13 protein-coding genes and 1 pseudogene are annotated in these 15,428 nt (G+C 40.9%); 1 reads left to right on the top strand and 13 read right to left on the bottom strand.

Going from position 1 to position 15,428, the window contains the following annotated elements; translation table 11 throughout:
• Positions 1-13: 13 nt before the first annotated feature.
• From CRO08_RS17160 to CRO08_RS09855, 13 genes and pseudogenes are all read right to left on the bottom strand, one after another.
• A pseudogene (locus tag CRO08_RS17160) lies at positions 14-253 on the bottom strand (ORF6N domain-containing protein); the annotation flags it as partial.
• A 246-nt stretch (positions 254-499) separates the two neighbouring features.
• A complete protein-coding gene (locus CRO08_RS09910) occupies positions 500-832 on the bottom strand; it encodes a type II toxin-antitoxin system RelB/DinJ family antitoxin (RefSeq protein WP_073114134.1) in 333 nt (110 codons plus the stop codon).
• Between the two features lie 262 nt (positions 833-1,094).
• Complete coding sequence (locus CRO08_RS09905) at positions 1,095-1,496, bottom strand: TIR domain-containing protein (RefSeq protein ID WP_097036062.1); 402 nt, start codon at positions 1,494-1,496, stop codon at positions 1,095-1,097.
• Between the two features lie 13 nt (positions 1,497-1,509).
• Complete coding sequence (locus CRO08_RS09900) at positions 1,510-1,935, bottom strand: hypothetical protein (protein ID WP_097036061.1); 426 nt, start codon at positions 1,933-1,935, stop codon at positions 1,510-1,512.
• The gene (locus tag CRO08_RS09895) at positions 1,932-2,960 is read right to left on the bottom strand and encodes a DNA cytosine methyltransferase (RefSeq protein WP_176495119.1); all 1,029 of its coding nucleotides are present in this window, start codon (positions 2,958-2,960) and stop codon (positions 1,932-1,934) included. The genes CRO08_RS09900 and CRO08_RS09895 overlap by 4 nt, the downstream gene beginning before the upstream one ends.
• Before the next feature lie 22 nt (positions 2,961-2,982).
• Positions 2,983-5,070 (bottom strand): AIPR family protein, encoded by a 2,088-nt coding sequence (locus tag CRO08_RS09890; RefSeq protein WP_097036059.1) that lies wholly within the window; start codon positions 5,068-5,070, stop codon positions 2,983-2,985.
• A complete protein-coding gene (locus CRO08_RS09885) occupies positions 5,063-6,004 on the bottom strand; it encodes a PD-(D/E)XK motif protein (RefSeq protein WP_176495118.1) in 942 nt (313 codons plus the stop codon). Before CRO08_RS09885 ends, CRO08_RS09890 begins: the two co-directional genes overlap by 8 nt.
• Positions 5,997-8,861: a Z1 domain-containing protein gene (locus tag CRO08_RS09880; RefSeq protein WP_097036057.1), complete on the bottom strand. Its 2,865-nt coding sequence runs from the start codon at positions 8,859-8,861 to the stop codon at positions 5,997-5,999. The genes CRO08_RS09885 and CRO08_RS09880 overlap by 8 nt, the downstream gene beginning before the upstream one ends.
• Entirely contained in the window at positions 8,858-10,309 is a 1,452-nt protein-coding gene (locus CRO08_RS09875; protein ID WP_097036056.1) for an ATP-binding protein, read from the bottom strand. The genes CRO08_RS09880 and CRO08_RS09875 overlap by 4 nt, the downstream gene beginning before the upstream one ends.
• The gene (locus CRO08_RS09870; RefSeq protein WP_097036055.1) at positions 10,306-11,379 is read right to left on the bottom strand and encodes a hypothetical protein; all 1,074 of its coding nucleotides are present in this window, start codon (positions 11,377-11,379) and stop codon (positions 10,306-10,308) included. Before CRO08_RS09870 ends, CRO08_RS09875 begins: the two co-directional genes overlap by 4 nt.
• Positions 11,380-11,451: 72 nt before the next feature.
• On the bottom strand, positions 11,452-12,300 hold the full coding sequence (locus CRO08_RS09865) for an IS3 family transposase (RefSeq protein WP_176495117.1): 849 nt from the start codon (positions 12,298-12,300) through the stop codon (positions 11,452-11,454).
• A 17-nt stretch (positions 12,301-12,317) separates the two neighbouring features.
• On the bottom strand, positions 12,318-12,647 hold the full coding sequence (locus CRO08_RS09860) for a transposase (protein WP_097034692.1): 330 nt from the start codon (positions 12,645-12,647) through the stop codon (positions 12,318-12,320).
• Positions 12,648-13,398: 751 nt separating this feature from the next.
• Positions 13,399-13,719, bottom strand: coding sequence for a hypothetical protein (locus tag CRO08_RS09855; RefSeq protein WP_097036053.1), 321 nt, complete (start codon positions 13,717-13,719; stop codon positions 13,399-13,401).
• Positions 13,720-14,081: 362 nt separating this feature from the next.
• On the opposite strand from CRO08_RS09855, the gene CRO08_RS09850 reads away from it, so the two are divergent.
• Entirely contained in the window at positions 14,082-15,428 is a 1,347-nt protein-coding gene (locus tag CRO08_RS09850) for an ATP-binding protein (RefSeq protein WP_097036052.1), read from the top strand.

Genomic DNA, 15,428 nt, shown 5'->3' with positions numbered 1-15,428 from the left:
TCCGCATCCCCGATTGTGACCTCAAAAACATGTACTCCTGGGGTCTTAACTGGAAACAGTACCTTTCAGGGAATCTTTCGGCGTTTCGCTTGACAGCCTGGTTCAGCACTTTCGTCGCGACCCCATAGAGTGTCGCCAAATCGCGGTCTAGCAAAACCTGCTTATCGCGGATGACCAAAATCATTTTCTCTACACCTGTTGCGACAAGTGGACTGGCCGCAACAATTTCGGTATTTTTAGTTTTTCTTGCCATAATAATCCTCTAGCCCGCTCGGCATGAGCGAACGTTAAAAACGGTTTTAATTGCATCTGCACTGCAGGCGCAATTAGGGTTTGTTATGTTTCGGGATGCTTTTATCCAACAACATCAACAAGAAGGTTGATGAACCCCACCGCGGATGCACGTACGGGCCGCAAGGCCTATGCCGACTGTCGCAGGGATTGTCGTAATACAGGGTTAAATATACAAAGAGGCCAGCAGGAAGTCAACACCCGCGCGTTACTTCCCGCTCCTGGCTGCGGCGATCTCGGCGTTTATTTCGTCGAGCGTCATGCCTGCGGAGCCGGCCTTCTCGGCATCGGCGGAAAGTTGCTGCATGGTCCGGAGCATGCGACTCGCAACCGGGTTCGCGTTATAGAACACACGCCTGTCTGCGGCATACGCCGGAGCATCGGCCGAGGCGACATCGAACGGTATGCGGCGCTCGCGCACGACTGCCCGCGCAAAGACATTTATGGCGGTACTCATTGACATCCCAAAATCCTCGCACAGCTTGTCGAAGTCCTTTTTAAGGTCGCTGTCCATCCTGATGCTAAAGGTCGTCTGAGCCATACACTCACCTCTTTTTTACTAAAAATAAATAAAAACAAACCAAAATGCAACCGTTTGTGTTAGAAATTACTTCATTTCGCACGCAATGGGCGTCTATCTGGGCGTTCCCCGGCCCAGGTCCCTGAGCCTGCCGAAGGGCCGGGTCGGGCTATATTCTAGGGGCAATCGCCTGCACTTTCGCTTGCCGCTCGCCTCCTAGAACCAAGCCTCGCTACGCGAGTCTTGTCCCCAAGGGGTCACTATCCCTAACGCAACAACGCCGTCATGAGAAACTTCTTATGGCTGCGATGACAGATTCTACATTCCATCCTACAATTTCATCAGCAGCTTCTTTTACAACCTGAGATGTTCTTTCAGCACCCCAAGGTTCAATAGCAATAATTGGTTTTCCTAATTCCTGAGCAAGCCTAATTTCTTTATTAATCCATTTGCTATATGTGGCGTATACTCCTGCAAGAATAATAACACAACTACAGAGTTGCATCTTTCGTTTTATCGCAGCCTCCAACAAAGCATCGGAGAATACATCATTGATTGGATTGTCTTCTGGAACAGAGTAATTTTTATATGTAAAATAAGGCCTAGAATCTAACAAACCTACCAATCGATCGTATGCATCCGTATAATTCCATGAATGGCTTATAAACAAGTTATACATTCGCATTCTCAAAGTACTCCTAAGTTGAAACAAGATGTTCCACCATAAAAACTGCATAAGCAAATTCAAACGCAACAGGTAAGACTAGTTCTAAACAGGATCCCAACTTATATCGGGTCTTTTTAATACCCTCCCACTCAATTGTCATTGGCTGAATCGGAAGTTTTTTTTCCATCTCCGTAATCACCTGAAATTTTTGGGAATTCAATATTCTAAAATTATTTATAATGCAAATCCATGTAACACAAAAAACCATACCCAAAAGACAGATAACTGACACCTCAAAAGCAGAAAAAGAAGAAACAGCCATAAGCACGCCAACAACTGCTAAATGAAGTGTAACAAAAAGATTATTTGTTGCATCTCGTCTTTGGCTTACCGCATTCGCCATTTCAACACAAGTTTGCCATTGAGCCAAAGCCAATTGTTTATCGATTTCACTCATAGCAGCTGTTCCCAAATATGTTTCATGAGAATTTCTACAAGATTCACATCCCAACCATTTCCCGCTCTTTTTGACAACTGACAATAGGATTGCCCAGCAAAATCAATTTCACTTTTTTTCTTATCACGAGAAATATGGAAACCCATCAATCGAAACTGTTCATGCACAGACATTTTGCGCACAATCTCTTTTCCATCTTCTTTGGGAACTTCAATTACTCGAAGACTATTGTGCTCTGGCTGTGTTATAGTAATGCTATAGCCATCTAACTTAATTTTTTTATTATAGACATCAAAACATAATGGTGTATCAACAATAAACGAATCCACCTTGTGTTTCTCCTTAAGATGCTCAATCTGAGCATCTGACAAATACAATTCCTTTGAAGGCCTATAATCAAGAAAATCAGCCATTTTGTGTTCGTTTTTTACTTTGGGAGGCTCCAAGTTAAAGTTTTGAGGAATACCACCCAATTTCGCGAACATCCATAACCTTTCTCTATTTTGGGGAATTCCATAATCTTTGGAGTTCAGTACAACCTGAGCCAAAGTATTTTGTTCAGTTGTACCATATCCCATTTTAATAAGATCCTTTATCAACTGGTCGTGAACCGATTTAAACTTGCTTGCGGTGAAACCTTTGACATTTTCCAAAAGAATATATTTAGGCTTCTTTATTTTGCAGATACGGATAATATGGCCAAGCATCGCTCCTCGTCCATAGGGATCCTCAGTCCCTTTTTGCATTCCAGCCGAAGAAAAAGGTTGGCAAGGGAAGCCCCCAGTAAACAAATCAAAATTAGGCAAGTCTTTAGGATTAATTTTTGATATATCCCCCCAATTCTTTATAGATTTTCCCTTTGAATCCTTATGGTTTGCATCATACAATTCCGACGCGTGTAAATCAATTTCAGAGTAGCCAATAATATCATAATCAAAGTCGGAATAAGATTCTTTCATTCGCTTTAAAGCAAATGATGCACCACCATATCCAGCAAAGCCTTCGAAAACCTTCAATTTCTTCATAACAAGTCCCTTCGTAAAGTTTCTATTCAATCCCATTATCTTTTAGTTTCTTTATCGTTTCAAGTGCATATTTCAATTGGAACTTTGAAAGTTCGGCATACTCCATTTTGCAGTACTTGACAACGATTTCAAGATTTTTTTTATCCTGTGCACTAACAACACGTTGTTGTAATCCACGTTCCAGCAACGACGCCCAATATTTAGGCCCTTTGTTGAAAATGTCCACTTCGCTTCGAACAGAATCAGCAAATCTCTGTTCCTTTTTACTTGATGTTTCGCTGACTTTTATATCTTGTGGAGTTACGAGAATTTTCTTGAGACTATCTGAAATTGTATAATCTTTTGACTTTACAATTTTCCAGCAGGCCTCTTGTTTGCAATAGGTGCCAATATTGCCTTGTGTCGCATAAATGCATTTGAAAACAATCTTTCCAATCAAGGCAACATCTTTTTCAAATTGAGGAGGAACATCCTGTTTTGCCCATATATCGCCATAATCAATCCGCAGATTCAAATCATTAGCACATTCCACAAGCTTTGAAAATGTATAGGCCACCAATTGTGGACGGTACGCTTTTCTTTCTTGATACCATTGCTGATTTGAAATAACCTTTTCAATAAAGGCGAATAGGATTTTCTTACCTATAAGCGTCTTGTAATAGTATTCATTAAAATATGCGGAATCCTTTTCCCACTGTTTCAGCATTCTATTATGGAAATGTGCTGCGTTAACTTCGCCGCCCCAAGAAACATAATGAGGCAGTGCATCTGCGGCATTGCAATATTTAGCGAGATCTGTAAGAGTAAACCTTTTTTCTTTTGGATTCTTTGCTTTGTATTCATCTCGTTGTTTTTTTGTTGTCATTTGCATCATCGGTTGATCATATTGTCCGCGAGCACGTTCAAAGAACCATAATTGCTGAACAAGTTGCCCAACAGCTTTGGGTGCATAAATTTTTCTTGAGAAATCCTCTATCTTGATATAGAAGGGATGACTAGAATTTAAGTCAGCCGTTTTAACCTTATTCTGGCTGTTTGCATATGTCGCGATGTTCCGAATTAAATCGGGATCCGCATTTTGAATAACGGTCAGTTTCATTTGGACAAATATTCCCGACAAGTCTGCATTATCTTTTATACTTGTTGCCGCTAACGTCGCTGTAGTTTGGCCGCCATTGATAATTTGCAAATCCTTAAATGACGTTATATATTGCGTTTCATTCTTGGTTTGTAGCGAAATTTCCTTGGCCGTTGTCGAAATTCCATTATTGTAAGTAAAAAATTTCGACTTATCATTTAAAATAGTGCTACGAATGCCTTTATTTACACCACCATTCAATTTCAAAAAAGAACGAACATTTGATTCCAATAATTCAGAACTATGAGCTTTGTATATTTCGGAGAGGAATTTTCCCGGGACAATCGCCAAATAGGAATCGTATAAATCAGTTTCCACATCCGCCTTTATGCATGGAATACCCTTGCAGCCATAGTCTTCACAATTAATAACGAGTTCATCTTTCTTGAAACTCGCTAGTTTCGATTTATAAATTCCTTCTATATCAAGGACATCTAAATCAATAGTGTAAGTTCTATTATTAAATGTGTAGTCAGAAAGCTTTAATTTCTTTACGGCTTTACTCAGCTTATTGGTGCTTACAATGAATAAATGTAGTCTGCTTATTGAATCCGCTTGATTGTGAATATCGTTGGCGAATTGAACGGTTTCATTAGATTTTTCCGCATCAAAAAAGAAATCCTTCAGACTATTTTCGAAGAAATTTATAAGCAATTTCGACTTATTATTTAAAAACTCATTCGTAATACTTTCAATATCGCCCGGATTATAGTCGGCAAACATCAAATTTAACGTATTCGATGGGATGTCAAGAAAACCTGCATTTATATGCATGTTCTTATATTTTTTCGTACCTTCTGAAAAATCCCAAAAATGCGGTTCCATTTCAGTAATTAACGAATAAGCATCTCTTAAGACTTCAATTGACTCCTCGATAAAGACATCAAGAGGATATGGGTGCTGCGGGTCACTAGCGGCACTCGCACTGATATCATTGATAAATTCTGCCCTAAAGTCTTCTAGACTAATCATTTAAATTCACCTCATATTTCTTTAACGATTCGACAGATAAAGAATACTGAACATCATTTATTTCCGAGAATCCAACATTCTTTCTAGTTAACCTAGGAAAGTCATCATCCACCTTATAGAATGTCGTCGATTGTACTGCAAATTTCATATTCACAGCCTTGTCATTAGAGAAAATGTTAGTAGATGCCATTTTCTCTCCAAAAATCGTTTCCAATTCTTCGTCTTTAATCTGATCTGAAATAGAGTTAAAAAGTGATTTTATACAGCAATCAGCACCATCATATTCATCAGACATAGTTTCTACTTTATTTATCACCAAAAATCCTTCATTATCTGAATCAAGCTGTGAAATTGATGAAATCTGAACAACTGGTGATTTTGCGCCGATAGTCTTTAATTCATACCAATTTGCATCTATTGAAAAATCTTTGCTTGTGCCATCAACTCCCGACCATGACTTTATAGCCCTTTCAACACCATATTTTCCAATCATAAATCGAGATAAGAAGAATAGTTCACCGAAAAAACCTTGAATATATTCCTTTGAAAATATTACTCCAGAAGAATTTCTAAACAAGGCTTTCCATTTTGCATATTGTCTGCGAATAGCTAAATAAGCCTGTTCTTCCGTTACTGTATATGAAATAGAACTCACAATATTCTCGCAAAAAGCCGCAAACACGTTTTCTTGATCTGGCAATAGCACATCAAAACATAGCCAAAAAGATCCTGTTTTATCAGGTCCTTGCACTATGTTTATATATTTAGTTGGCTCCAACTTTGGCGGTTTTGTTGTCGAAAGGAATGACAATCTTAACTGACCGCTATTGTTATACCCAAAATAGACTGCAAGCGGAGAATTTACATTAAATTTCTTTTGTTCTCCATTTTTTTGTTCTTTTAATTCAGCAAGTAATTGAAGCGTGCTAATCATTGTCATCCTCTCCTTCATCATCATCATCTATTTCGATGTCATCCGTCAATTCCTTAATCTTTTGCATATTTGCCCTATAAACCAATCTTTCAGAACTTTCTTTCTTCGGAAATCCGACTGCAAACGCAAAAAGTAGGTTTCCGTTCAAAGCAGCTTTTTTTTCTTCCTTTTGAGGATCAATTTGTTTTTCTATTCCTTCATTATTTTTATCTTTATCATAATTTGTTTTTAAATCTATCGGATAAATGACCAATAATGGGCGTTCTCTTTCTTCACAAAGGAGCTCTTTTACAATAAGTTCCGTATCGCCTTTTTCTTCCTGATGTTTCTTTTCTATCACCTGTAGCTGTTCTGGCGTCAATCCGAATTTGAAAATACTAGGCTCCATCACTCTGTTGTTGTTTCTGCCAATTCTGAAATTCTGGTTATCAAAATGGAATTGACGGCAAACTGCTGGAGTTCTTAAATTTTCAAATTCAAATTCCGCATTAGAGTCACCATTTGCAACAACGACATCCCATTCTGCGAAAACCTTCGATTCGGCGATATATCTAGACAATCCATCTACATCAAACTTCTTGTTAACATACGGAATTTTCAACTTGCTTATAAATTCGGCAACATAATTTTTTTCAACATTCTTTTTCCCTATTTTTTCATCAATCTTTTCGTTTATTTCTATCTTGCTTAAAAAATCAACAACCGCCTTTTTGTTAATCTCATTTATCTCACTTCGCAAATCCAATTTTGAAGTATCTGCGGCAACACCGCCATAATTCAATTGCACAATGACATCTTCGGAATTTCTCATTTTGTTACGACTGGTTATTAGCAAAGTCGTTTCTAGAGTATCTGGACTTTCTCTAACCATCAATCCAAAATCTTCTGGCTTCTTTCCCTGCCGTTCCATCTCTTTAAATTGTTCTTTTAAATCTTCGACCGCATCTAACACAGCGCTAAAATTTGCCATATTTGTTTGCGTCATATAGATTCGACACAAATCTTCATATTTAGGGCGATAGCCAAACCAGCGACACATTTGGAGCAAGGTGTCGTAAGCCGCAGCATTTCGACTATAATAACTGACCATTAAGCCTTCAAGAGTTAATCCACGCGAAAGAACAAGACCGCCAATTGCAATAACTCTTGCACCGTCATTTTTGTAATCGTCATAATCAAATCTTTTTGATTGCCCATTTTTATCAAACTTATTTGCATTGCCATTACGAGAGTTTATTACAACAATTTGCATCTGCTTTATTTCATTCAGTAACCCACTTTGTATTTTTTTCCAAGTCACCTTTTCGTAGTCAGCAGAACCATTTCGAATTGTTCTGTAAAATTCATCCTTTAAAAACAAATCATGTATCTTGCGTAACTCTTCATTTGCGGTAAACTCTTTTTCCGTTTTACAAGCAGATTGTTCTATAGCATTTGTTATCTCTTCGATATAATCCTGCACCTTCCAGAGAATTCTTTGTTGGACATCGTTATATCGCGTAATATTTATCATCATCGAACGATGTTTTGTTTTTTGGCCTCGAATGGTTCGAATAACATTATTAATCAAAAAGCAGTGTATGGCATGTTTCAACGATTCCGCCATCACATCGAATCTCGCATCCCTACTATGTATAACAGGGAAGAAATTTTCCTCCGTTTCATCAATCAATCGAATACAACTCGGAATATCGTCATCGTTCTTGGGGAAGATCTTTCTTCCTCCAAAGTAATTACTCGGAGTATGCAACTGAACAATAAAATCAGACGGGAATAAATCTTTCTTTTCCAAAGAGTCGTCATTTGGATTAATGAAAATGTTTGCAAAAGGCGTTGCAGTAAAACCTACATAGGTTGCAATAGGAAAATTATTGAAAATTTCACGAATACATCTATTGATTACCGTCGGGCGATTCGGATCTTTTCTTGTATTAATGGACGCATTATCAGCTTCATCATCAATAATCAGGATACTATTGGAATCAAAACTACCATTCACTCTTTTTGCCATTTCGTCAAGGGTACTCTGCAACTTTTTCCCAACAGCATCTAAAATTCCCTTATTCTTTTTTACAACTAGAATGACAGGCTTCTTTAAATCGTTTATACCACTATGACTCGTTTCTTGAATTATTTTTCCAAAATCATGTGTTTGGTCAGTCAAAGGGATGACATAATATTGGTTTGAAATTTCCCCGACACCAACATATTCCGTTTTTGCACCGCCAATACTATTGCTCACCGCGCCAATTGCCCCATAATCGGTTCTTTTCTGTGTTTGTACCCTTAGAGAATTTGTTGTTCCCGCCAGCAATACAACAATTTTATAGCCATAGTCATAGGCCATATTGATAAGACCAAGATAATTAGCAGTTTTTCCCGATTGGACATCTCCTATTACAAGTCCTTTTTTCTGATCCAAATTCGCAGTTGTTTTAGGATTCGCACTACGAGCGAGAATTTTTTCACATGTAGATTCTATGTTTTGAACAATTTTTAAAGAGAAACCTTCATTCATCAAATATTGTTTGTAATGATCAAAATGGTCATGCCTCTGTTCAGGATTGCTTTTGGCTTTATAAAGCCAGTATTCAGATTCTTTTCTTTTTTCAACAATATCAGGATCATAAACCTTTATTCCAATGAATATTTCATACTCACTTACAATTGCGTCAACAATCTCTTTTCGTTCTTCAGGCTTAAAGCGCTCCCAATCAGACGCATGTGTTATTTTAAGCATCTGCTGCGCAAATTCAACTAATTCGCTATGCTGTTTTTTTGCGTTTCCTAGAGATATGCAAAGCATATCTACAACTTTTTTTACGATAGGCATGACCGACTCAACAAACTTTTTCATTGAAACACCTTCTTTTTTATCATTTCTTTTTGATCATAAAATTTCTGATATTGTTCTGCTAAAAAGAGATTTTCAAAAAGTTCTCCAATCGCAGATTCATTCGCCAAAGAGAGAATCAATTTTACTTGATCAACAACTGTTTCCAGTTCAATATCGCTTGGGTTATTCTGAATATCCTTGCTATCTGCTAAATCGTTGTAAATTCTCATTTTCGGAATAAACGATTCCAATTGAGACAAAACAATATCTAACAGATTACTTTCATTTTTTCCAAGGTTTTCTTGCAATTGGATAATTGCCGGATTATTTCTATTTATTTGATAACGAACGATTCCATCTCTCGCTTCAATTCTTTCCCATAGTGGCACGTCACCTCTTCGTTCTTTTACACCAGGAAATGTCGTAGCTTTTTTACTTTTTATAGTCGCTTCAGCAATAGAGGAGAAGATTACATCCTTAAGGCTATCTGGTATTTTCGCCGACGATTTTTTCACATCAAGCGTCCACACAGAATCTAATGTGGAGGGAAAATCTATTTGCACCCTAGCAAGTTTATTTAATTCACTCTTGGGGTTCATTCGCATCCATCCGCCCCAAGATATCAAACGTTTATTTCGATATATGTAGAACCCTTGGTCATCATAGATGCTTTTAGGATTTCCCAATAGTTTACGTTCTTCTGATGTCAGTGAATTTGCATAAGGCAATGTGTGAGCGACAATCTCTATTTTTTTCCCATTGTACGAAACTACATTTGTTTTGCCAGGTTGTCGACCATGTGCAGAAAGGAGAAAAGGATCCCTCCTTTCTATTCGTAAGCCATCGAAATATATTTCCAAAGCATTGTAGAATCTATGGAAAACCAATTCAATATGTTTCTTTGCATCAGCAACAAGCTGTCGAAAGTTTTTTTCAAACCCTTTTTTCTCAATTCGATCAAAACCATTCCAGATAACTAATGTTCCCGATTTAAATGCTTCTAATTGTTTTATGCAGGGCAAAGAATTTATTTCATCTGAATTTAAAATAGCCAGTTTATACTCGTCATCTCGTTCAATGACATCTAAGTCCAAACACATTGCAATAATTCGTTGCGTTTTTCTCTGTTTTGTCGCAACAGTCACTCTTCTACATTGAGATAAAGAGGCCGATTTCAATCCAAGGCCGAAACGTCCTAATTCTTTTTCTGAATCTCGTTTATCCGTGCGGTCGGAACCAAGCAACAAAGCATTGTCCAGACCATCGTCATCCATACCTTTGCCATCATCCAAAATGCAAAAATAAGGTTCGTCTGCAAGAGGATCACTTTCAACAAAAATCTTTTTAGCATCTGCAGTTATGCTATTGTCAATGATGTCCGCAACGGCAGTTGAGAAACTATAACCGATTGCTCGAATGCCTGTAATTAACGCTTTGGCAGGAATAGGACGCTTTATTTGTTTACTCATACGCAAACCTCAGATGCATCAAGAGACAACGATCGAATCTGCTTTCGCATGTCGATTACTTGAGCATTCTTATACACATGAATTTCTTTACGTCCCAAAGAATCCGTTTCTAGAAAAATCGCTGCAACATTACTAAAATGATTCATAAACTGAAGCTGCTGAGACGACAAAACAAATTTCTTCAATAATGTCGAAGAATGCCTAATAATTCCAAAATACTTGACATCGTTTACTTTGTATTCGAAATCGTAAATCGAATAGGGATATTCCTGATTTAAATTTCTACATGCGGTTATTCCCTGTTTTTTCAAGTATTCGACAATATCCTTATAGGCTTCGCATTTCTGGTCATCCATTATTTCCCTAAAGTTTTCTGGGCTAACATTGTTATATCCCAGTTTTTGACGCAAAGCAATGATTTCCGTGTCGTAATCATCGTAATCTTCATTAAATGCTGATGTAAATTTCGATCCAACTCCCTTTCTATTGACAAAGACTTTTGAATACGGAATTTCTCTAGGTCCAACAATTATTGCGTCAAAATTGAGGTTGCCTGAGTCGCAATCATATTCAAAGGCTTCTACAACAAAAGCATAATTGCCTAGCATAGTCGATATGGACCGCAAGACCATTCGATTATCAATATTTACGTTTTCATCAGAATACGCTAGCGATGGAGGATAATGAATCTTTTTTCTTCCGCAATGAACATTTGTAATCGCAGTTTCTTCCCTAACATAAATGCAGAATGAAAAATCAGTTTTTACAGGTAATCCATTTACAGAGATTTTGTCAAAGCAGCAAATCTTATTGATATTTGCTTCGGCCCTTGAATTTTTGGTAAGATGATTTATGACACCAACTCTAGATGAAGCACGGATGTTTTCGGGGATCGTCTCTATTTGAGCGACTTCTTCATGAACAGAGCCATTTTGTTTCAGTATCGAAGAAACTGTTGCTGTATGCCCCCTTTCATTATCATTCTTGATATTGAAGAAAAGGGATTTAATCTCTATGGGAATGCGATATTTCATACTATGGATTTGTAGTTTTTTTAATAGTGGGTTCATGAACAACCATATTCATTACCGGTTAAGTTAAAATATATCCTTTTTTCTTGTTAAGTGGTATACCCTTGTGGTCTAGGCAGCCTGTTTTGACAGCCTATATTCCACCGGTGTCATGTAACCGAGCGAACTATGGAGCCGTTTCCGGTTGTAGAACAGCTCGATGTACCTGAAAACGGCCTCCCGCACGTCTTCGATGTCCTTGAAGTCTCGCCTGTAGGCCATCTCCTTCTTGAAGCTTGCGAAGAAGCTTTCCATGCAGGCGTTGTCGTAGGGGCAGCCCGGGGCGCTCATCGAGGGCGTTATCCCATTCTCCGAGAGCATCGTGCGGTAGCCCATGCTGCTGTACTGCACGCCACGGTCGGAATGGAAGATTAGTCCGTCGTGATGGCCGCGTTGCATGATGGCATTGGACAACGCGCGCTTGACAAGTTCCGTGTCGATGTTCTTGCTCACGGCATAACCCACCGCCTCCTTGTTGCATAGGTCAAGTACCACGGCAAGGTACACCCAGCCAAGCGTAGTCTTGACGTAGGTGATGTCGCCGGCCCAGACGGCGTTCAGACTGTCGGGATCGAACTTCCGCTGCACCAGGTTCTCGCTGTACATGGAGTCACATTTGCCCTTGCGGTAGGGTTTCCATTTCTTGAGCGTGACCGGATAGAGCCCGTTCTCGCGCATGATGCGGCGCAGTTTCCACACCTTTACCTCGACACCCTTGTCTTGGAGTGCCGCCAGCATCTTCGGGCAACCGTACACGCGGTGGTTTTCTTCGAAGGTGTCGCGGACCTTCTGGACAAGCCGTTCTTCGCGGGCCTTCTTCTCGGCACGTTTTTCCTGCTGGCGCGACCACTGGTAGTAGGAACACTGCGGTATTCCTAGGGCTCTGCACATCTTCCTGACTGAGTATTTCTTGCGGTTCACGTGTATCGCCTCGCATTTCAGTCGTGTGGTCGCATAAAGATGTGCAGGGATTTTTTTAGGATCTCTACCGTCTCCTTCTCGTCCGCAAGCTCCTTTTCACGCTTCTTCAGGAGTTTTTCCAGTTCCCTGTTCTTGGCGGCGAGTTCCTCGACGGACACCTTGCGGATTCGCCGTTCCTCGCGGTAGCTCGGCAGGTTGTGTTCCTTGCGGTACTCGTTTACCCACCGACCGACTGTATTGGGCCCGATTCCGAGTTCCTTGGCTATTTGGTTTGCTGACTTTTCGCCTTTCAGGACCAGCTTGATGACCTGTTCCCTTGTCTCGGAGCTATAGTTGATTTTTGCCATTGTTTTACCTTTTGGGGGTTGCGCAATGAATATAGTAGCTTATGCTACCCTCTTATTAAACTCCTGCATGGTCCACTATCCCCCTTTTTTCCAAAAAGGAGAAACACGCCCACATAGAATTGCAGGGGCTTTTCAACAAATATGAATTGTGCGCACTCAATCGGACCTCATCAGTCGCTCTTGCACAGGCAGTTGATTACGCTATTTCTGCAAATAGAAAAGGACGCAGGTCGCTGCGTTTACTCAAATGAGGCTAGGGAATGCCTTTACACGATAAACGCGAGCAACCCACGCCCCAAAATCTTTTCTCAAAACGAGAAAAGCACCGCCATAGGCGACATAAAGGGCAATGCACCACAGACCTACATTGCTGTAGGTATAGCACATCGAACCACGCCGTAAAAACGGCATGGCTGCGTGAGCCTCGCCTTGTCCTCGTGTAAGTGAAATTTCCCTATTTCATTTGAGGAACAAGAGCTAAACTCTATTTTCTTTAAAATTACATAAATATGTGCAAAATAGGTTGCTCCGTCCACAAAAGAGCCTTGTGACGACGCATTTCCCGGGTTTTAGGGGCGGAGCTCCTAGGCGAGGGGGTGTCCGGAAGACGGTTTGGACGCGGATTGGAAAGGAGATCCCCGCCTGCGCGGGGATGACGAGACAAAGTCGCGGGGATGACAGTCTGCGGAACCCGCGGACAAAGCGGCTGCAGGCAGGGGGACTCTTCCCCCAACTGGATCCTTCGACTCCACTACGTTTCGCTCAGGATGACGATGCAGTCGTCGTTGTCGAAGGCGGTGCCGAAGGCTTGCCGGTAGCTCGATTCCAGCGCCTCTCCGGGGGTGCAGTTTTCCCTGAACAGGACCATGCCGCTATCCAGGCATTCCATGTCGAGCTCGCCGTCGGTGTCGATGCTTTCCGGCCAGAACGTGGACCATAGGCAATAGTCGGTGAACCCTTCCCGGATGTCTTCTTCGAGCAGGTTGTCGCCGGTGCCCGCCTGGACTTTCAGGAACGCCTTTGCGCTCTTGACCCATGCGAGTATCGCGCCGCCGAACGTGTCGTTTTCCATAGTGCCTCCGCCCCAAAAGATAGATAATGCGCGTGACAGAAAATGACTTTTTAATTACGGTGAATTCGCCACAATTAATTTTCAAGAAATCTCTTGACAGTGTCCGTGCGAGGAAAACCCCCGCCAACAGCACCGCAAGAGCATCCCATTTCCGAGTTTTACTCGGAAAATCCCACGAAAAATCAACCAGTTGTCGCAAAATTTGCGACAACTAAACAACGCGCATTTTTTGCGTGTTGTTTGCACCACGTTCCATTTTGACAAAATCTGTTAAAAAACACTTGTATTTTTGACAAAAAGTTATATATTTTTATTGTATTTTTGACAAAATGGTAAAAAACAGGCCAAAAACGAGGTTTTTGATGGACTTGAAGCGCAAGAGCGAAAAACTCATTCGGGAATGGCTCAAAAATAGCCAAAAGAAGGCCTTGCTCGTAAAAGGTGCCCGCCAGGTGGGGAAAACCCACGCCATCAGGCGCGTACTGACAGCAGAACACGCGGATTTCTTTGAGATGAACCTCATAGAGACCCCTGCCGCGATAGATGTTCTTGCCGCAGCGCAAACCGTTGACGATCTTGTCCTGGGTTTTTCGGCTCTTAGCACGCAGAAACTGGAAAAAGGCAAGACCATCATCTTCATTGACGAAGTCCAGAAATACAAGGAGATGATTACCAAAATCAAGTTCCTTGTAGAAGAAGGGAGTTTCCGGTATGTCTTGAGCGGGTCGCTCCTTGGAGTGGAGCTGACAAATCTCGATTCTGCGCCTGTGGGCTACATGACTACAGTGGAAATGTTCCCGCTGGATTTCGAAGAATTCCTGCAAATCACGAACATCGATGACAACATCATTTCTAGTTTGCGCTCGTCCTTCGAAAACCGGACGCCTGTCATGGACGCGGTAAACCAGAAAATGCTGGACCTGTTCACGCGCTACCTTATCGTGGGCGGCATGCCGGAGGCCGTGAGCAACTTTGCGGACAACAGCAACCTGAACGATGTCATGCGGATCCATCGCGACATCCTGAGTCAGTACAAGCTCGACTTTACCCAATACGAAACAGAAGACAAGCGCCTGTTATTGACAAACGCTTACGAACTGATTCCTGCGGAACTTCTGAAACAGAACCGCCGGTACATTGTGACGGACCTGAAAAAAGGGCTTCATTTTGAACGTGTACAAAGCACGTTTCTCTGGTTAAAAAACGCTGGCGTCGCACTTTCTGTTTTCAACAGCACCGAGCCGAGAATTCCATTAAAGTTGAACGAAAAAAGCAGTTTGTTTAAGCTTTATTTTGCGGATGTCGGCATGCTCACTTCGGAATACGGAATGAATACGAAGTCCATGCTGCTGACAAAAAATCAGAACCTGAATGCGGGCGGAATCTACGAGAACGCCATTGCGCAGGAACTCTATTCAAAAGGATTCCGGCTTTACTACTACAATTCAAACCGCCTGGGCGAGCTTGATTTTGTAATCGAATACAACAACCGCGCATTGCCTATCGAAGTGAAGAGCGGCAAGGATTACACAATTCATTCCGCCATGAACAACTGTCTTGCGAATTCCGAATACCAAATGCAGGAAGGCTTCGTCTTTGCAAGCTGCAACGTCTCCCAAAAAGGGAAGGTGACATATCTGCCCACCTACATGGTCATGTTCTTGCAGCAAGATTCAGAACAGATTGTTCTAGACAAGCTTGAGTTTTGA

It is taken from the genome of Fibrobacter sp. UWT3, assembly GCF_900230125.1.
In the GTDB taxonomy this organism is placed as follows: Bacteria; Fibrobacterota; Fibrobacteria; order Fibrobacterales; family Fibrobacteraceae; genus Fibrobacter.
Note: the sequence above shows the minus strand (reverse complement) of the source record. Positions and strands in the feature narration are given on the sequence as shown.